The sequence below is a fragment of the Pseudomonas sp. Z1-12 genome, assembly GCF_051132015.1.
Lineage (GTDB): Bacteria > Pseudomonadota > Gammaproteobacteria > Pseudomonadales > Pseudomonadaceae > Aquipseudomonas > Aquipseudomonas zanjanensis.
On the sequence record NZ_CP071647.1, the window covers coordinates 6394427 to 6412351 of the forward strand.

Sequence of the window (17925 nt, forward strand, 5' to 3'; positions counted from 1 at the left end):
TGCGTGTGACAGTCCTCGCCCAGCCGCGACCGCTTGCGTCCTGATCACGCCAGCGACATACCCGCAAACGCCAAGTCCTTATTCCATAAACGACAATCAACATGCCTTTTTAGTATTAATTCATTAGATATCAGGCTGTTAGGCTTCCCGGCTCACAGTCGCGGCTTCGGGCGACTGGCACGTCTTATCGGAGTCTCTTTTGATGAATCTGCCGCTGTTCCTCAACCTGCTGGTGTTCCTCGCCTTGCTGTTCGGCCTGGCGCAAACCCGTCACCGCACCTGGAGCCTGGCCAAGAAAGTGCTGCTGGCGCTGGTGCTGGGCGTGGTGTTCGGTATCGCCCTGCACACGATTTATGGCACCGGCAATCCGGTGCTCAAGGCCTCGATCGGCTGGTTCGACCTAGTGGGCAACGGCTACGTGCAGTTGCTGCAGATGATCGTGATCCCACTGGTCTTCGCCTCGATCCTCAGCGCCGTGGCCCGCCTGCATAACGCCTCGTCCCTGGGCAAGATCAGCTTCCTGACCATTGGCACGCTGCTGTTCACCACCGCCATCGCCGCGCTGGTCGGCATCGGCCTGACCAACCTGTTCGGCCTCACCGCCGAGGGCCTGGTGGCCGGCACCCAGGAACTGGCGCGCCTGCAAGTGATCCAGAGCGACTACGCCGGCAAGGTCGCCGACCTGAACATCCCGCAACTGCTGCTTTCGTTCATTCCGCAGAACCCCTTTGCCGACCTGGCGCGGGCCAAGCCGACGTCGATCATCAGCGTGGTGATCTTCGCCGCGTTCCTCGGCGTCGCGGCGTTGCAATTGCTCAAGGATGACATGGAAAAAGGCCAGAAAGTGATCAACGCGATCGACACCCTGCAAAGCTGGGTGACACGCCTGGTGCGCCTGGTGATGAAACTGACGCCGTACGGTGTGCTGGCGCTGATGACCAAAGTCGTGGCCGGCTCCAACCTGCAGGACATCATCAAGCTCGGCAGCTTTGTCGTGGTGTCATACCTGGGGCTGGGCCTGATGTTCGTGATCCATGGCCTACTGGTGTCCGCTGCCGGCATCAACCCATTGCGCTTCTTCCGCAAGATCTGGCCAGTGTTGACCTTCGCTTTCACCAGCCGCTCCAGCGCGGCCACCATCCCGTTGAGCATCGAAGCCCAGACCAGCCGCCTCGGCATTCCCCGGGCGATTGCCAGCTTCAGCGCCTCGTTCGGCGCCACCATCGGCCAGAACGGTTGTGCCGGCCTTTACCCGGCCATGCTGGCGGTGATGGTCGCACCGACCGTAGGCATCAACCCGCTGGACCCGGTCTGGATCGCGACACTGGTGGCGATCGTGACGTTAAGTTCGGCCGGGGTGGCCGGGGTCGGTGGCGGCGCGACGTTCGCCGCGCTGATCGTGCTACCGGCCATGGGCTTGCCGGTGTCGCTGGTGGCCTTGCTGATTTCCGTCGAGCCCTTGATCGACATGGGGCGTACGGCGTTGAACGTCAGCGGCTCGATCACCGCCGGGGCGATTACCAGCCAGGTGATGCAGCAGACGGACAAGGCGTTGCTTGATGCCCAGGAGCATGGGGAGTTGGTGCACGCTTGATGGGTGGCGCCTGATAGATAGCTATCGCGAGCAAGCTCGCTCCCACAGGGATCGGCAGTGATCACAGACTCTGTGTTCGCCAGAAATCCATTGTTGGAGCGAGCTTGCTCGCGATGCTTTTAACGCTTTTCCCACACCTCAAAGCTGTAGGCCGGCTTGTCGCCTTCAGCCGGGTTCGGCTGGTTCGAGACCCGCTGCCACTGGCTCGAATCGAACGCAGGAAACCACGCATCTCCCTCAGGGCTCAGCGCCACGCGGGTCAGGTACAGCCGATCCGCCTGCTCCAGGGCCTGGGCATAGAGTTGGGCGCCGCCGATCAACATCAATTCGTCGACACCCTGCTCCAGCGCCCAGGCCTCGGCCCGCGCCACGGCGGCTTCCAAGGTGGAAAACACCTCGGCACCTTCCAGCACCAGCCCCGGCTGGCGGCTGACGACGATGTTCAGCCGCCCCGGCAGCGGTCGACCAAGGGAATCCCAGGTCTTGCGCCCCATGATGATCGGCTTGCCCAGGGTGGTGGCCTTGAAGTATTTGAAATCCCCCGGCAGGTGCCAGGGCATGCTGTTGTCGACGCCGATCACACGGTTTTCACCGAGGGCTGCGATCAGGCTTAGGGGGAGAGTTTTGTTCATGGACGCGAGGATACCAGAGGCCCGGCGTACCCCGACAGGCATCACAGCGGTTATGCTCAACCCTCATTCGAGCAACGGAAGCCCCCGTGACAGTACTGCAGAACCTCTGGTTGACCGAGACGATCCGCCTGCGTGAAGAGCACGCCGGCCCGCTCCAAGACCAGGAAGCCAATCGCCTGGCCCGTGCGTCAGGCGGCGATTTATCCGCCCGCATCCATCAGCGCGCCCGTTGGCTGGCCGAGCGCGATGGCCTCACGCAAGCCCTGCGCCATTGGCTGCAAGGGGCGCGCCTGGCGCTGATCGCCTTGGCGCTGCTCGCCGTCATCAGCGGCGCCGGCCTCGGGTTGGCCGCCCTCGGTGACGGCCAGGCACCGGTCAATGTGTTCTGGGCCTTGGGCAGCCTGTTGGGGTTGAATCTGGTGCTGCTCATCGGTTGGGTCTTGGGCCTGGTCTTTGCCGGTGAGCAAGGTGCCGCACTGGGACGCCTGTGGCTGTGGCTCAGCGAAAAACTCGCCCGCGACGCCAAGGCCGCCCAACTGGCGCCGGCCCTGCTGCTGTTGCTGCAACGGCACAAACTCAGTCGCTGGGCCCTCGGTGTGTTGGTCAATGGCCTGTGGCTGCTGGCGATGCTCAGCGCGCTGGTCATCGTCCTGCTGCTGATGGCGACCCGGCGCTATGGCTTCGTCTGGGAAACCACCCTGCTGGGCAGCGAAACCTTCGTCGCCATGACCCAGGCCCTCGGCGCACTGCCGGCACTGCTGGGCTTCAGCGTACCGACCGAGGACATGATCCGCGCCAGTGGCGACGCCGCGCTGAACATCGAAAGCGCCCGCCAGGCCTGGGCCGCCTGGCTGGTCGGCGTGCTGCTGGTCTATGGCGTGCTGCCTCGCCTGGGCCTGGCGTTGCTGTGCCTGTGGCGCTGGCGACGCGGTCGCGCCACGCTGCGCCTGGATTTGAACCTGCCGGGCTACGCCCAGTTGCGTGAACGGCTGATGCCCAGCAGCGAACGCCTGGGCGTCAACGACGCCGCTCCCGCGCACTTGCATCGAGTCGAAAGTGCCGTCAGTGCGATGGACAGCGACGGCGCGCTGTTGGTGGCGATCGAGCTGGACGATCGGCCCTGGCCGCCCAAGCTGCCCGAAACCGTGAAAAACGCCGGCATCCTCGACAGCCGCGAGTCGCGCCACAAACTCCTCGAACAGCTGTCGCGTTTTCCGCCGGCACGCCTGGCGATTGCCTGTGACCCACGTCGCTCGCCGGACCGTGGCAGCCTGGCGCTGATCGCCGAGCTGGCCCGCAGCGCCAGCGCCACCCGCGTCTGGCTGTTGCAGGCGCCGCCCGGCGAAGCGCTGGACGCCGAGCGCCTGGGCGACTGGCACACCGCGCTGCAACAGTTGCAGTTGCCCTTTGCCGATTGCATGCCCTTGAACTGGCTGGAGAGCGGCCATGACTGACCCCATGAAGCCGCTGAAACTGGCCGTGGTCGGCCACACCAACGTGGGCAAGACCTCGTTGCTGCGGACCTTGACCCGCGACGTCGGCTTCGGCGAGGTGTCCCACCGCCCGAGCACCACCCGGCATGTCGAGGGTGCGCGCCTGTCGGTGGACGGTGAAGCGTTGCTGGAGCTGTACGACACGCCGGGCCTGGAAGACGCCATCGCCCTGCTCGATTACCTTGAGCGCCTGGAGCGTCCTGGCGAACGCCTCGACGGCCCGGCGCGCCTGGCTCGCTTCCTCGAGGGTAGCGAGGCGCGACAACGCTTCGAACAGGAAGCCAAGGTACTGCGGCAATTGCTCGCCAGCGACGCCGGTTTGTATGTGATCGATGCCCGGGAACCGGTGCTGGCCAAGTACCGCGATGAATTGGAAGTCCTCGCCAGTTGTGGCAAACCGCTGCTGCCGGTGTTGAATTTCGTCAGCAGCGCCCAGCATCGTGAACCCGACTGGCGCGAAGCCCTGGCGCGATTGGGGTTGCACGCCCTGGTGCGCTTTGACAGCGTCGCCCCGCCCGAGGACGGCGAGCGACGCCTGTATGAAAGCCTCGCGTTGTTGCTGGAAAGCGCCCGTGGGCAACTGGAGCGACTGGTCGCCGACCAACAGGCCCAACGCCTGGCCCGCCAGCAGAGCGCGGCGCGCTTGATCGCCGAACTGCTGATCGACTGCGCCGCCTGCCGACGCAGCGTCGCCAGCGATACCGAGCTGGAACGCCAGGCCATTGGCGAGTTGCGCAACGCGGTGCGTCAACGCGAACAGCGTTGTGTCGAAGCCCTGCTCAAGCTCTACGCGTTCCGCCCCCAGGACGCCGCCGCCAGCGACCTGCCGCTGCTCGACGGGCGCTGGGGCGATGACCTGTTCAACCCCGAAACCCTCAAGCAACTGGGTGTACGCGTCGGCGGCGGGATCGCGGCGGGCGCGGCGGCCGGTGCCGGGGTGGACTTGCTGGTAGGTGGCCTGACCCTTGGCGCCGCCGCCCTGGCCGGGGCAATTGTCGGCGGCACCCTGCAAACCGCCCGCAGCTACGGCAACCGGCTGATGGGCAAACTCAAGGGGCAACGGGAACTGACGGTGGACGACAGCGTGTTGCGCCTGCTGGCCCTGCGCCAAGGACAGCTGCTGCAAGCCCTCAACCTGCGCGGCCACGCGGCGCTGGACAGCATCCGCATCGCCACGCCCCAGGACAAGTCCTGGCGCGAGGACAAGCTGCCCGAAGCCTTGAACAAGGCCCGGGCGCATCCGCAGTGGTCATCCCTCAATCCCCAGGCGCGGCTGAGCCAGGCGGAGCGGCAGGAGCTGATCGAGCAGTTGGCCGGGCAGCTCTGAGCGACACAAGGTTCTGGCCAAGTACCCTTTGGCAGTACACAAAACCTGTGGCGAGGGAGCTTGCTCCCGCTGGGCTGCGAAGCGGCCCCAAAATGCCGGAACACGGTTGGCCTGACACACCGGGGTGTCAGGTTTCAGGACCGCTTCGCGGCCCAGCGGGAGCAAGCTCCCTCGCCACAAAAGCAATCAACGCCTGGGCAATCAGTCGTTGCTCAAGGCCTTGAGAGCCGCCGCCGCTTCAGGCAGCTCCAGCTCACTGAACACTTTTACCCCATGGCGCCTGAGCAACGCCGCCGTCACGCCTTCGCCGCTGACTTTCACACCGCTGAACGTCCCGTCATAGGTCAGCAGGTTGCCGCACGACGGGCTGTTGGCCTTGAGCACCGCGATGCGGATGCCGTGTACTCGCACCTGCTCCAGCGCTTGATACGCGCCTGACAGAAATTGCGCGCTCACATCTTCGCCATCGGTGGTGATCACCGCGGCCTGACCGTCAAGCACTTGCCCGCCCTGCCCCCCAGGAATCTCCGCCGCCGCACGCGGGGTGGGCAAGCCGCCAGCGACTTCCGGGCACAGCGGTACGACCCGGCCTTGGTCGAGCCATTGCTGGAGTTGATCGAACGGGCCGCTGGCACCGCCGTCGTAGCGCACGCGATGGCCAAGGAGGCAGCGGCTGACCAGGATCTTTTCCATCATCAGAACACCTCGTTGCCGCGACGGCGGAACCAACCGGTCAAGGACAGGCGATCCCGGGTGGCCGGCAGCACTTCGTGGGGGATGTCCCCCGACAGGAACACCACCAGGCAACCGCCGATGGGCACCACGTCACGCTCCACGCCGTCCTCCAGGTACATGCGCAACTGACCGCCGTGTTCCGGCAACCAATCGTCGTTGAGATAAAGCACCGCCGACACCATCCGCCGATCGTCGTCGCGGAAGCGGTCGACATGCTTGAGGTAGAACGCGCCGGGTGGATACAGGGCAAAGTGACTTTCGAAGTCTTCCAGGCCCAGGAACAACCCGCGATTCATCGCCTCGCGCAGGCTGTCCATCAGCGTCAGGTATTGATCGCAGGCTTGCGCCTGGCCGGGCTCGATCCACTGGATGCGATCACCCCGGATCCCTTCGCGAATCTCCGAGAACGGCCCGCGCCCGACCGCCGCCGGGGCCAGCTCACCTTCGGCGGCACGCTGGCGGCATTCGGCCGCCAGGGCGCGGGTCAGCGCGTCCGGCAGGAAGAGGTTCTGCTGCGACCAGCCGCGCTCGGCCAGGTCGTCGACGATACGTAACAGCAGCGGGTGATCAGAAGGTATTTGCATGGCGCGCATAGTATGCCGGCGCCTGCAAAACCGACAGCGCCACGCAGCGGGTTCGCTGCGTCGGTTCTTTACCTCCAAGAGCACCGCCGTACGAACTTGATACGAATTCTCGACAAGACCCCACACCCCACGGAGAATAGTCGGCTGCTGACAGGAGTCCCTATGCGCCGTTTGCTTTTCTCACTGTTGATGTTCTGCGTTTTGCCCGCCTGGGCAGACAGCTACGACCAGTTGTACAAGGTCGCCGGCTGGCCGGAACAGCGGGCGCATTTCAACGACGCCTTGAGCGCCGCCCAGCAACGCTACCAGAGCAGCCTGCCGCCGGCAGTGTTCCAGGCGCTGGTCAACAACAGCAATCAACGTTTTGCTCCCCAGGCCATGGACCAGCGGGCCGAGGCGCAGATACGCAGCAAGCTTCGCGACCCGAACCCGGCCCTGGCCTTTTTCCAGTCGCCCCTAGGCCGCAAGGTCGTGGCGGCCGAATTGCTGGCGACCCGGCGCGACCAATTGGCGAAAAACGCCAAGGGCCTGCCGAAGATGCAAGCCAGCGACAACCGCCTGTTGATCATCGGCCACCTGGCCCAGGCCCTCCCCGCCCGCGAAGCCGGCGCCGAAGTCAGCCTGGCGATCGCCGGCGTGGCGGCCGACAGCCTGAGTTCGATGATCCCGGGACTCTTGGGTGCCGGCCAGGCCCAAGGCATGCTCAACGGCCAGCGTCAGCGACTGATGGAACAGATCGGCGCGGACCTGAACAACACGCTGCTGTACGTCTACCGTGACCTGACGGATACCGAGCTGGAAGAATTCGCCACCTTCGCCGAATCGACCGAGGGACAGGCTTATTATCAGGCGGCCCTGGCGGCGATTCGGGCGGGGTTGGCGGTGGGGCAAACGCTGGGGCAGTAGTTCGGCACCGCTATCGCGAGCAAGCTCGCTCCCACAGTGAACTCAGGTTTTGCGATCGCCGAAGATCCTGTGTGGGAGCGAGCTTGCTCGCGATAGCAATAGCCCAGTCACCGCCGAATCCGGCTCATCCGCTTCGTCAAGAACCCAAACATCTCCTGCCGCATCGCCAGCGCCTCGTTCGCCAAGTGATGCCGCCCCTCAGGCAACATCAACACCTGCGGCCGGTCGAACTTGCTGCGCAGCACGTTCAGGTTGTGCACCCAGTCCACCGTCATGTCCGCCTGCCCCTGCACGATCAAGGGCTGGCGCGGGCTGCTCGGGGCGGCTTCGATACGCTTGATCCATTGCCCCAACGCGCCCACCCACGCAGTGGGCAAGCGTAGCGGTTGCAACGGGTCGGCTTGCAGGAAAGGCAGGAACTGCGGGTCGGTGGAGTTCTCGCTGAAACGCCGGGCGATGCCGGTCACGAAGGGCTTGAGCAGGTAATAACTCAGGCGCGACCAGCCCCAGGCCCGCGGCCGCACCAGGGGTGACAGCAGGATGACCTGGCCCTGGGCCGGGCTCTGCGCGCCGTGGTTGAGCACGTGATCGACCACGATGGCCCCGCCGGTGCTTTGCCCACACAGGTGCCAGGGATGCGGCAGGTCCAGCGTCGCGGCCTCGGCCAACAGGCCCTGCAAGGTGGCCTGGTACTCGGCGAAATCCCCGATGCTGGCACGCTCGCCACTGGACAGGCCGTGGCCCGGCAAGTCGCAAGCAATCACCGCGAATTGCTGCTCCAGAGCCCACTCGATCAAGTGCCGGTACAGCCCCATGTGATCGTAGTAACCGTGAAACACAAACAACGTCGCCACGGCTTTTTCCGGCCACCAGACCTGGCTGACCACTTCATACCCGCCCACCTCGAAACGCCCTAATCCCTTGCGCACGCTGCGCTGGGGAAAATCCAGCCCATAGAACCGCTGGTAGGCCTGGGCCTGCTCGGACAGGGCTTGCCACTGGGCCAACGGTTGCAGGCTGGCACGCAGGAGATCGGGATCAAAAGTGGCAGGCATCAAGGTTTCCAGGCATGGGCGCAGCGCGCGAAACAGACTTTACAGGCCTGCGATATTCATCTGTCGCGGCAAGCATGGCAAGCTACGCGGCTTCAGAGGATCGACTCCATGCGCCCGTCCCACCGCACGACCTTGCTTGCCAGCCTGCTCGCCCTCGGATGCGCCGTCGTATTGTGGGTGGCCTACGACTGGTTCCAGGGCCGTTTCCTGCGGGCCTTCAGCCAACACACCGCGATATTTTCCGGCGACCCTCTGCGCCTGCCCGCCGACCTGGCCGGCCCCGGCGCGATCCGCCTGGTGCATTTCTGGGACCCGGCGTGCCCGTGCAACGTCGGCAATCAGCAACACCTTTCCGAACTGGTGGATAAATACGTACCGCAAGGCGTCGAGTTCTATGCGGTACAAAAGCCCGGCAGCCAGGGTCAGTTACCAGCCACCCTGAACAACCTCAAGCCGCTCCCAAGCCTGCCCGGCTCCAGCCAGATCCCCGCCAGCCCGGCCGTGGCGATCTGGGATCGCAGCGGCCAGCTCGCGTATTTCGGCCCCTACAGCGAAGGCCTGACCTGTAATTCGAGCAACAGCTTTATCGAGCCGATTCTTGAAGCGTTGAGCGGCGGTCGGGCGGTGAATGCGACGCATACGATGGCGGTGGGTTGTTATTGTCCGTGGGCCCAGGACACATCAGGCAAGGAATAAGACGGCAAATCCTCCCGAGGAGCGATGCGAAGTCGCGCAGCGGCGTGTTAAACAGGGAACGAACAGCGAGGCCATGGAACTGCTGTCATCAGAATAAGGACTCACCATGAAACGCACCCTCATCGCCTTCCTCTCATTGATCGTCACCACGATCATCGTCGCGGGCGGCTACCTCTACAGCAAGCAGCCCACCCGCCAAGGGACGATGCAGGTGCAAGGGCTGCAGGGCTCGGTGACGGTGCGCTACGACGAACGCGGTGTGCCGCATATTCGCGCCGAGAACGAAGCCGACCTGTACCGCGCCCTCGGTTATGTCCATGCCCAGGATCGGCTGTTCCAAATGGAGATCATGCGCCGCCTCGCCCGGGGCGAGTTGGCCGAGGTGCTGGGGCCGAAGCTGCTGGACACCGACAAGCTGATGCGCAGCCTGCGTATCCGCGAGCGCGCCGCGGCCTACATCACCGAGCAGGACCCGCAATCCCCGGCCTGGGTCGCCATGCAGGCTTACCTGGACGGTATCAACGCCTACCAGGACAGCCACACCCGGCCCGTGGAGTTCGACGTGCTGGGCATTCCCAAGCGCCCGTTCACCGCCGAAGACACCGTGAGCATTACCGGCTACATGGCCTACAGCTTTGCCGCGGCCTTTCGCACCGAACCCCTGCTGACCTATGTGCGCGATGTGCTGGGTGCCAACTACCTGAATATTTTCGACCTCGACTGGCAGCCCCAGGGCGTGCTGGCCGAAGGACGCAAGGCAGGCCTGCCCCTGGCCGCCGCCGATTGGAAAGACCTCAACGCCCTGGCCCGCCTGAGCGACCAGGCCCTGGCCGACAATGGCTTGCCGCAGTTCGAAGGCAGTAACGCCTGGGCGGTCGCCGGCGGCCGTACCCGCAGCGGCAAGCCGTTGCTGGCGGGCGACCCGCACATTCGTTTTTCCACGCCGTCGGTGTGGTACGAGGCGCACTTGTCCGCCCCCGGCTTCGAGCTCTACGGGCATTACCAGGCACTGATGCCGTTTGCGACGCTGGGCATGAACAAGGATTTCGGCTGGAGCGTCACCATGTTCCAGAACGACGACCTGGACCTGATCGCCGAGAAGGTCAACCCGGACAATCCCAAGCAGGTCTGGTATCGCGACAGATGGGTGGACATGACCCGCAGCGAGCAGCAGATCGCGGTCAAGGGCCAGGCGCCGGTGACACTGGTACTGCGCCAGTCGCCCCACGGTCCGATCGTCAACGATGCCCTCGGCGCGAACGCCGGCAAGACCCCGGTCGCCATGTGGTGGGGGTTCCTGGAAAGCCGCAATCCGATCCTCGACGCCTTCTACCAGCTCAACCGTGCCGACACCCTCGCCAAGGCCCGCAGCGCTTCGGCCAAGATCCACGCACCGGGGCTGAACGTGGTCTGGGCCAATGCCAAGGGGGATATCGGCTGGTGGGCCGCCGCGCAACTGCCCAAGCGCCCCGCCGGCGTGAAGCCTGGCTTCATCCTCGACGGCAGCAGCCCGGAGGCGGAAAAGGAAGGTTTTTATCCGTTCAGCAGCAACCCGCAGGAAGAAAACCCGGCGCGAGGCTACATCGTCTCGGCCAATTTCCAACCGGTGCCGGCCAGCGGCATCGAGATCCCCGGCTACTACAACCTCGCCGACCGTGGCCAGCAACTCAACCACCAGCTCAGCGACAAACAGGCAAAGTGGGACCTGGAAAGCACCCAGAAACTGCAATTGGGCACCACCACCGCCTACGGCCCTCGCCTGCTTGCGCCGCTGTTGCCGGTGCTGCGTGAGGTGGTCAGTGACCCGCAGCAACGCAAATGGGTGGAACAATTGGCCCAATGGCCGGGCGATTATCCCCTGGACTCCATCAGCGCCACGCTGTTCAACCAGTTCCTGTTCAACCTGGCCGATGCCGCCCTGCACGATGAACTGGGCGACGGGTTCTTCGAAACCGCCCTGTCGACCCGAGTGATCGACGCGGCCCTGCCACGCCTGGCAGCCGCAGAGGAATCACCGTGGTGGGACGACCGCACGACCCTCGGCACCGAGACCCGTGCCGACACCGTTAAAAAGGCCTGGGACAAGAGCCTGGCCCATCTGAAGGCCACTCTCGGCGAAGACGCCACGCAATGGCAATGGGGCAAGGCCCACACCCTGACCCACGGCCACCCGCTGGGCCTGCAAAAGCCCCTGGACCGGATCTTCAACGTCGGCCCGTTCGCCGCGCCCGGCACCCATGAAGTGCCCAACAATCTTTCCGCCCGGATCGGCCCGGCGCCGTGGCCGGTGACCTACGGGCCTTCGACACGGCGCATCATCGACTTCGCCGACCCGGGCCACAGCGTCACCATCAATCCCGTTGGCCAGAGCGGCGTGCCGTTCGACAAGCATTACGAGGATCAGGCCGAGGCGTACATTGAGGGGCTGTATCACCAGGCGCACCTGGCCGAGGAAGAAGTGACGGCCAATACCCACGGCACGTTGAAGCTATTGCCGGCACGGGCGCCCTGAATCGGGCGCTGGTCTTTTTCATCGCTAACCGGGCTTGATCGTCACGGATGGTCAAGACTACAGGGGCACACTTGCCCGTCTCTTCCACAGGAGTCAACGCTATGTTCAACAACTGGTCCGAGCTGCTGCCCACCATCAAGAGCGCCTTTGGTGCCCTGGGCAAAAGCAATCCGAAGATGGTCAAGGCCTACATGGCCCTGGACGAAGCCGCGGCCGAGAACAATGTGCTCGATGCCAAGACCCGGGAGCTGATCTCCATCGCCGTCGCCATCACCACCCGCTGTGACGGTTGCATCGGCGTACACACCGACGCCGCCATCAAGGCCGGCGCCACCCGCGAAGAAATCGCCGCCACCCTGGCCACCGCGGTGTCCCTCAACGCGGGCGCGGCGTACATCTACTCCCTGCGAGCGCTGGAGGCTCATGACGCGTTGAAGAAGTGACGGGCCAATAACCCCACAGGTCGCTATCGTCGGATCGCCGCCCGGAGCAAGCTCGCTCCCACAGGATTTACTGTTGATCAATCCATGGTGTGATGATTTGGAAGCTTTTGTGGCGAGGGAGCTTGCTCCCGCTGGGTCGCGCAGCGCCCCCAAAAAAAGCGATGAGCGCTGCGCACTCAAGCGGGAGCAAGCTCCCTCGCCACAGGACCGTGGCGTTCCCGAACCCCTTGTGGGAGCGAGCTTGCTCGCGAAAGCGGTGTATCAGCCAACATAAGTGTTGAATGTACTGCCGTCTTCGCGAGCAAGCTCGCTCCCACAAGGGATCTGTGTTCGACCACGGTTTTGCAGGCGACAGAAAACACCTGTGGGAGCGAGCTTGCTCGCGATGGCGACCTGACATTCAGCATCTTCGCTGGCTGTCACACCGCTTTCGCGAGCAGGCTCGCTCCCACATACAGGCCCAGTGTCGGTCAGACCGGCGCGGTCTCGGCCCGGCGGACTTCCGGTTGCTTCCAGGAATCGGCGGCGCTTTCTTCGATGGCTTGCTGGATCGCGCGCTTGCGATTTTCTTCGGCGCGGCGGCTGAAGTACCAGACCAGGAAGGTCACCAGCGACACCGCCAGCAGGATCAGGCTCGCCACGGCGTTGATTTCCGGTTTCACCCCCAGGCGCACGGCCGAGAACACTTCCATCGGCAAGGTCGTCGAACCCGGACCGGAAACGAAGCTCGCCAGCACCAGGTCGTCCAGGGACAACGCGAAGGACATCATGCCCCCCGCCGCCAGTGACGGCGCGATCATCGGGATGGTGATCAGGAAGAACACCTTCCACGGCCGCGCACCGAGGTCCATGGCCGCCTCTTCGATGGACAGGTCCAACTCACGCAAGCGTGCCGAGACCACCACCGCCACATAGGCCGCGCAGAACGTGGTGTGGGCGATCCAGATCGTGACGATGCCACGCTCCTGGGGCCAGCCGATCATCTGTGCCATGGCCACGAACAGCAGCAACAGCGACAGGCCGGTGATCACTTCCGGCATCACCAGCGGCGCGGTGACCAGGCCGCCGAACAGCGTGCGGCCCTTGAAGTGGGTGATGCGGGTCAGCACGAAGGCCGCCAGCGTCCCCAGGGCCACCGCGGCAATCGCCGTGTAGCAGGCGATTTCCAGCGAGCGCATCACCGAGCCCATCAACTGGCTGTTGTCCAGCAGACCGACGTACCACTTGACCGACCAGCCGCCCCACACCGTCACCAGTTTCGAGGCGTTGAACGAGTAGATCACCAAAATCAGCATCGGCGCGTAGATGAACAGCAAACCCAGCACCAGCATCAGGCTTGAAAAACTGAAGCGCTTCATTCCTTGCCCTCCATTTCTTTGGCCTGACTGCGGTTGAACAGGATGATGGGCACGATAAGGATCGCCAGCATCACCACCGCCAGGGCGGACGCCACCGGCCAGTCTCGGTTATTGAAGAATTCCTGCCACAGCACTTTGCCGATCATCAGGGTTTCCGGGCCACCCAGCAGTTCCGGGATCACGAACTCGCCCACCACGGGGATGAACACCAGCATGCAGCCGGCAATGATGCCGTTCTTGGACAGCGGCACGGTGATTTTCCAGAAGCTGTTGAAGGTGCTCGAACCCAGGTCGGAGGCGGCCTCCAGCAGGCTTTGGTCGTGCTTGACCAGGTTGGCGTACAACGGCAGGATCATGAACGGCAGATAGGAGTAGACGACCCCGATATACACCGCCAGGTTGGTGTTGAGGATCTGCAGCGGCTCGCTGATCCAGCCCATGCTCAGCAAAAACCCGTTGAGCAAGCCGTTGTTGCTGAGGATGCCCATCCACGCATAGACGCGGATCAGGATCGCGGTCCAGGTCGGCATCATGATCAGCAGCACCAGCACCGTCTGCATCTCTTTGCGGGCATTGGCGATGCCGTAGGCCATCGGATAACCGATCAGCAGGCACAGGACCGTGCTGATCAAGGCCATTTTCAGCGAGCCGAGGTAGGCGGCGATGTACAACTCGTCCTCGCTCAGCATCACGTAGTTGGCGAGGTTGAGCAGCACCTGCAGCTTCTGGTCGACGTAGCTGTAGATCTCGGTGTAGGGCGGAATGGCCACGTCGGCTTCGGCGAAGCTGATCTTCAGGACGATGAAGAACGGCAGCATGAAGAACAGGAACAGCCAGATGAAAGGCACCCCGATGACCAGTTGGCGGCCACCGGGCGTTATTCGATCGAGTCGGCGTTTGAGTTTGCGCATGTTCATGAGCGAAGCACCACGCCGCTGTCGTCTTCCCACCAGACGAACACCTGGTCGCCCCAGGTCGGGCGCTGGCCACGGCGTTCGGCGTTGGCGACGAAGGACTGCACCAACTTGCCGCTCGGCAGCTCGACATAGAACACCGAGTGACCGCCCAGGTAGGCGATGTCATGGACCTTGCCGCTGGACCAGTTGTGCTCGCAGGTCGGCTGCTCGGAAGTGACCAGCAGTTTTTCCGGGCGAATGGCGTAGGTCACGGACTTGTCCTGCACCGAGGTGCTGATGCCGTGGCCCACGTAGATGTTGCGGTCCAGGTCCTTGCAGGTCAGCACCGCATGGCCTTCGGCGTCGTCCACCACTTCGGTCTCGAAGATGTTGACGTTGCCGATGAACTCGCAGACCAGGCGGCTGGTCGGGGTTTCGTAGATGTCGATCGGGCTGCCGATCTGGGCGATCCAGCCCAGGTGCATGATCGCGATGCGCTCGGCCATGGTCATGGCCTCTTCCTGGTCGTGGGTCACCATGACGCAGGTCACGCCGACCCGCTCGATGATCTCCACCAACTCAAGCTGCATTTGCGAACGCAGCTTCTTGTCCAGGGCGCCCATCGGCTCGTCGAGCAACAACAGCTTGGGCCGCTTGGCCAGGGAACGGGCCAAGGCCACACGCTGGCGCTGGCCGCCGGACAGTTGGTGCGGCTTGCGCTTGGCGTACTGGCTCATCTGCACCAGCTTGAGCATCTCCGCCACGCGGGCATCGATCTCGGCTTTTGGAATCTTGTCCTGTTGCAGGCCGAAGGCGATGTTCTGCGCCACGGTCATGTGCGGGAACAAGGCGTAGGACTGGAACATCATGTTGATCGGCCGCTCATAGGGCGGCATGTCGGTGATGTCCACGCCGTCGAGGAAAATCCGCCCCTCGGTGGGCCGCTCGAAACCGGCCAGCATGCGCAGCAAGGTGGATTTGCCCGATCCCGAACCGCCGAGCAGGGCGAAGATCTCGCCTTTCTTGATTTCCAGGGACACATCGTCCACGGCAATCGTCTCGTCGAACTTCTTCGTGACCCGGTCGATTTTGACCAGCACCTGCTTGGGTGTCTGGTCGCCCTCGAGGGCTTTCTTATAGGCGCCGGAGGCAACTGCCATTTACGAAACTCCCACAGAATTTGCAGTTCGCCCCACGGAGGCGAACAAGAGTGTTGACGTTTATTTACCCGACTTGACCTTGGTCCAGCTGCGGGTCATGAGTCGTTGGATCTTGGGCGGCAACTCGGAGTTGACGTAGAGCTTGTCGACGACCGCTTGCGGTGGATAAACCGCTTCATCGGTGCGTACTTTCTGGTCCATCAGTTCGCCAGCCTTGGGGTTCGGGTTGGCATAACCGACAACGTCGCTGACCTGGGCGATGACCTCAGGCTTGAGCACATAGTTGATGAAGGCATGGGCTTGCTTGACGTTGCCGGCATCCCGGGGAATCGCCAGCATGTCGAACCAGAGGTTGCCGCCTTCCTTGGGAATCACGTAGGCGATGTCGACGCCCTTGCCGGCTTCGCTGGCACGTTCGCGGGCCTGGAAGATGTCCCCGGAAAAACCGGCGGCCACGCAGATCTCGCCATTGGCCAGATCGGAGATGTACTTGGAGGAATTGAAGTAGGTCACGTAAGGCCGAATCTTGAGGAGTTGAGCCTCAGCCTTCTTGTAGTCTTCAGGGTCTTCGCTGTTGGGGTTCAAGCCCAGGTAGTTGAGCATCGCCGGAATCATCTCGTCACCCGAGTCGAGGAACGAAACGCCGCAGCTGGACAGCTTCTTGATGTTTTCCGGCTCGAACAGCATGGCCCACGAATCGATCTTGTCGACACCCAGGACTGCCTTGATTTTCTCGACGTTATAGCCGATGCCGTTGGTGCCCCACAGGTAAGGCACGGCGTACTGGTTGCCCGGGTCGTTCTTTTCCAGGCGCTTGAGCAGCACCGGGTCGAGGTTGGCGTAGTTGGGCAACTGCGCCTTGTCGAGTTTCTGGAACGCCCCGGCCTTGATCTGCTTGCCGAGGAAGTGGTTGGACGGCACGACTACGTCGTAACCGGTGCGCCCGGCCAGCAACTTGCCTTCCAGGGTTTCGTTGGAGTCAAACACGTCATACACCGGCTTGATGCCCGTGGCTTTTTCGAAATCCGCCAGGGTGGTCTCGCCGATGTAGTCCGACCAATTATAAATATGCACAGTGGAGGCAGCCTGGACACTGACGGCGAGCGTCAGGCCGGCGCCCACCAGCAAGGCGTTGCGTAACAAAGAAAAGACTGGCACGTGGAGGTCCTCTTAAATAGTTGGGCCCAAGTTGCCCCCGTTACGTGACCCTTGTTGGGGCCCTGCAACAAAACCGGCGCGCAACTTACCCTCGATAAACCGATCCCGCAAAACTTTTAATTATTTATGGGTTCCTGTTGCCGCCGCCGCGCTGGCCGCGACAACAGGAGGGTGCTTCGGGCCGGCTTATTTACCGGATTTGATCTTGGTCCAGCTGCGGGTCAGGATCCGCTGGGTCGCGGCTGGCAGGTCGGCGATGGCGTACAGCTTGGCCTTCACTTCGTCCGATGGATAAATGCTCGGGTCACCGGAGATTTCCTTGTCCACCAGAGCGGTGGCGGCCTTGTTGCCGTTAGGGAAACGCACGTTGTCGGTGATCTCCGCCATGACTTCCGGCTGCATGATGAAGTTCATCCACTTATAAGCGGCCTCGACGTTTTCGGCATCCTTGGGAATGGCGACCATGTCATAGAACGAACCGGCACCTTCCTTCGGAATGGTGTAGGCCACTTTCACTTTGCCGCCAGCTTCGGCAGCGCGGCTCTTGGATTGCTCGATATCACCCGAGTAACCCACGGCGACGCAGATGTTGCCGTTGGCCAGGTCGGAAATGTACTTGGACGAGTGGAAGTAACCGATTGATGGACGCAACTTGAGGAACAGCGCCTCGGCCTCGGCCAGTTGCTTCTTGTCCTGGCTGTCGGTCGGATAACCGAGGTAGTGCAGGGCCACCGGAATCATTTCGGTTGGCGAATCGAGGAAGCTCACGCCGCAGCTCTTGAGCTTGGCGATGTTCTCGGGCTTGAGCAGGGTGTCCCAGGAATCGATCTTGTCGACGCCCAATGCGGCCTTGACCTTCTCGGGGTTGTAACCGATGCCGATGGTGCCCCACATGTAGGGGAAGGCATGTTTGTTGCCCTGGTCGCTGGCATCGCCGACGGCCTTGAGCAGGTCGGTGTCCAGGTTCTTCCAGTTAGGCAGCTTGGACTTGTCCAGCTCCTGGTAGACACCGGCCTTGATCTGCTTGGCCAGGAAGTTGTTCGACGGCACCACGATGTCATAACCGGATTTGCCGGCCAGCAACTTGGCTTCCAGGGTTTCGTTGCTGTCGAACACGTCGTAGACGACTTTGATCCCCGTTTCCTTTTCGAACTTGGCAACGGTGTCCGGCGCAATGTAGTCGGACCAGTTATAGACGTGCAGCACTTTGTCGTCCGCCTGGACGGCGCCCGCCATCACGCCCATCAGGGACATGGCGAGGAGGGTCTTGCCAGCTATCTTCATACCTAATGTCTTCATGCCTAATGCCTTCATGAAAAAGTGCTCCAGTTATTCTTCTTAGCCACAGTTCAGTAGCCGGCTCTCTGGCAACTTGA

Annotated in this window: 16 protein-coding genes; 7 read left to right on the forward strand and 9 right to left on the reverse strand. The window is 63.1% G+C overall.

The annotated features are described in order from the left end of the window. Positions 1-202 precede the first annotated feature (202 nt). Positions 203-1594: an L-cystine transporter gene (locus tag J3P85_RS28030; RefSeq protein WP_434704227.1), complete on the forward strand. Its 1392-nt coding sequence runs from the start codon at positions 203-205 to the stop codon at positions 1592-1594. Positions 1595-1713: 119 nt separating this feature from the next. Here the strand turns inward: J3P85_RS28030 and J3P85_RS28035 are convergent, their stop codons facing one another. Then, on the reverse strand, positions 1714-2226 hold the full coding sequence (locus J3P85_RS28035) for a dihydrofolate reductase (RefSeq protein WP_434704228.1): 513 nt from the start codon (positions 2224-2226) through the stop codon (positions 1714-1716). A gap of 86 nt (positions 2227-2312) precedes the next feature. On the opposite strand from J3P85_RS28035, the gene J3P85_RS28040 reads away from it, so the two are divergent. Together J3P85_RS28040 and J3P85_RS28045 are read left to right on the forward strand one after the other, a co-directional pair. Further along, positions 2313-3680, forward strand: coding sequence for a DUF2868 domain-containing protein (locus J3P85_RS28040; protein WP_434704229.1), 1368 nt, complete (start codon positions 2313-2315; stop codon positions 3678-3680). Then, positions 3673-5046 (forward strand): GTPase/DUF3482 domain-containing protein, encoded by a 1374-nt coding sequence (locus tag J3P85_RS28045; RefSeq protein ID WP_434704230.1) that lies wholly within the window; start codon positions 3673-3675, stop codon positions 5044-5046. The genes J3P85_RS28040 and J3P85_RS28045 overlap by 8 nt, the downstream gene beginning before the upstream one ends. Positions 5047-5247: 201 nt before the next feature. Here J3P85_RS28045 and J3P85_RS28050 read toward each other — a convergent pair whose 3' ends face one another. Then, positions 5248-5739, reverse strand: a complete 492-nt coding sequence (locus J3P85_RS28050; RefSeq protein WP_434706434.1) for a DUF523 domain-containing protein — start codon at positions 5737-5739, stop codon at positions 5248-5250. 2 nt (positions 5740-5741) lie between these two features. Then, positions 5742-6374: a 2OG-Fe(II) oxygenase gene (locus J3P85_RS28055; RefSeq protein ID WP_434573717.1), complete on the reverse strand. Its 633-nt coding sequence runs from the start codon at positions 6372-6374 to the stop codon at positions 5742-5744. A gap of 153 nt (positions 6375-6527) precedes the next feature. Between J3P85_RS28055 and J3P85_RS28060 the strand changes: the two genes are divergently transcribed. Next, positions 6528-7271 carry a DUF2059 domain-containing protein gene (locus J3P85_RS28060; RefSeq protein WP_060740167.1) on the forward strand — a complete coding sequence of 248 codons (744 nt, stop codon included), beginning with the start codon at positions 6528-6530 and terminating at the stop codon, positions 7269-7271. A 107-nt stretch (positions 7272-7378) separates the two neighbouring features. On the opposite strand, the gene J3P85_RS28065 is transcribed toward J3P85_RS28060, so the two are convergent. Beyond that, on the reverse strand, positions 7379-8326 hold the full coding sequence (locus J3P85_RS28065) for an alpha/beta hydrolase (protein ID WP_434704231.1): 948 nt from the start codon (positions 8324-8326) through the stop codon (positions 7379-7381). Between the two features lie 108 nt (positions 8327-8434). Between J3P85_RS28065 and J3P85_RS28070 the strand changes: the two genes are divergently transcribed. From J3P85_RS28070 to J3P85_RS28080, 3 genes are all read left to right on the forward strand, one after another. Continuing rightward, positions 8435-9022, forward strand: a complete 588-nt coding sequence (locus tag J3P85_RS28070) for a DUF6436 domain-containing protein (RefSeq protein WP_434704232.1) — start codon at positions 8435-8437, stop codon at positions 9020-9022. Between the two features lie 106 nt (positions 9023-9128). Continuing rightward, complete coding sequence (locus J3P85_RS28075; RefSeq protein ID WP_434704233.1) at positions 9129-11534, forward strand: penicillin acylase family protein; 2406 nt, start codon at positions 9129-9131, stop codon at positions 11532-11534. Between the two features lie 101 nt (positions 11535-11635). Further along, positions 11636-11977, forward strand: coding sequence for a carboxymuconolactone decarboxylase family protein (locus J3P85_RS28080; RefSeq protein ID WP_014340738.1), 342 nt, complete (start codon positions 11636-11638; stop codon positions 11975-11977). A 470-nt stretch (positions 11978-12447) separates the two neighbouring features. Here the strand turns inward: J3P85_RS28080 and J3P85_RS28085 are convergent, their stop codons facing one another. From J3P85_RS28085 to J3P85_RS28105, 5 genes are all read right to left on the reverse strand, one after another. Continuing rightward, complete coding sequence (locus tag J3P85_RS28085) at positions 12448-13335, reverse strand: ABC transporter permease subunit (protein ID WP_186707565.1); 888 nt, start codon at positions 13333-13335, stop codon at positions 12448-12450. Then, the gene (locus J3P85_RS28090; RefSeq protein ID WP_434704234.1) at positions 13332-14252 is read right to left on the reverse strand and encodes an ABC transporter permease subunit; all 921 of its coding nucleotides are present in this window, start codon (positions 14250-14252) and stop codon (positions 13332-13334) included. Before J3P85_RS28090 ends, J3P85_RS28085 begins: the two co-directional genes overlap by 4 nt. Further along, complete coding sequence (locus J3P85_RS28095) at positions 14249-15391, reverse strand: ABC transporter ATP-binding protein (RefSeq protein ID WP_122567462.1); 1143 nt, start codon at positions 15389-15391, stop codon at positions 14249-14251. Before J3P85_RS28095 ends, J3P85_RS28090 begins: the two co-directional genes overlap by 4 nt. 60 nt (positions 15392-15451) lie before the next feature. After that, positions 15452-16549, reverse strand: coding sequence for a polyamine ABC transporter substrate-binding protein (locus J3P85_RS28100; protein ID WP_186707567.1), 1098 nt, complete (start codon positions 16547-16549; stop codon positions 15452-15454). A 186-nt stretch (positions 16550-16735) separates the two neighbouring features. Next, entirely contained in the window at positions 16736-17833 is a 1098-nt protein-coding gene (locus tag J3P85_RS28105) for a polyamine ABC transporter substrate-binding protein (protein WP_186707600.1), read from the reverse strand. Between the last annotated feature and the right edge of the window lie 92 nt (positions 17834-17925).

Coding starts and splice junctions, on each gene's coding strand:
- J3P85_RS28055 (WP_434573717.1), bottom strand. CDS start 6,374: ATGCGCGCCATGCAAATACCTTCTGATCACCCGCTGCTGTTACGTATC.
- J3P85_RS28065 (WP_434704231.1), bottom strand. CDS start 8,326: ATGCCTGCCACTTTTGATCCCGATCTCCTGCGTGCCAGCCTGCAACCG.
- J3P85_RS28105 (WP_186707600.1), bottom strand. CDS start 17,833: ATGAAGATAGCTGGCAAGACCCTCCTCGCCATGTCCCTGATGGGCGTG.
- J3P85_RS28045 (WP_434704230.1), top strand. CDS start 3,673: ATGACTGACCCCATGAAGCCGCTGAAACTGGCCGTGGTCGGCCACACC.
- J3P85_RS28070 (WP_434704232.1), top strand. CDS start 8,435: ATGCGCCCGTCCCACCGCACGACCTTGCTTGCCAGCCTGCTCGCCCTC.
- J3P85_RS28095 (WP_122567462.1), bottom strand. CDS start 15,391: ATGGCAGTTGCCTCCGGCGCCTATAAGAAAGCCCTCGAGGGCGACCAG.
- J3P85_RS28035 (WP_434704228.1), bottom strand. CDS start 2,226: ATGAACAAAACTCTCCCCCTAAGCCTGATCGCAGCCCTCGGTGAAAAC.
- J3P85_RS28090 (WP_434704234.1), bottom strand. CDS start 14,252: ATGAACATGCGCAAACTCAAACGCCGACTCGATCGAATAACGCCCGGT.
- J3P85_RS28050 (WP_434706434.1), bottom strand. CDS start 5,739: ATGGAAAAGATCCTGGTCAGCCGCTGCCTCCTTGGCCATCGCGTGCGC.
- J3P85_RS28060 (WP_060740167.1), top strand. CDS start 6,528: ATGCGCCGTTTGCTTTTCTCACTGTTGATGTTCTGCGTTTTGCCCGCC.
- J3P85_RS28085 (WP_186707565.1), bottom strand. CDS start 13,335: ATGAAGCGCTTCAGTTTTTCAAGCCTGATGCTGGTGCTGGGTTTGCTG.
- J3P85_RS28030 (WP_434704227.1), top strand. CDS start 203: ATGAATCTGCCGCTGTTCCTCAACCTGCTGGTGTTCCTCGCCTTGCTG.
- J3P85_RS28075 (WP_434704233.1), top strand. CDS start 9,129: ATGAAACGCACCCTCATCGCCTTCCTCTCATTGATCGTCACCACGATC.
- J3P85_RS28080 (WP_014340738.1), top strand. CDS start 11,636: ATGTTCAACAACTGGTCCGAGCTGCTGCCCACCATCAAGAGCGCCTTT.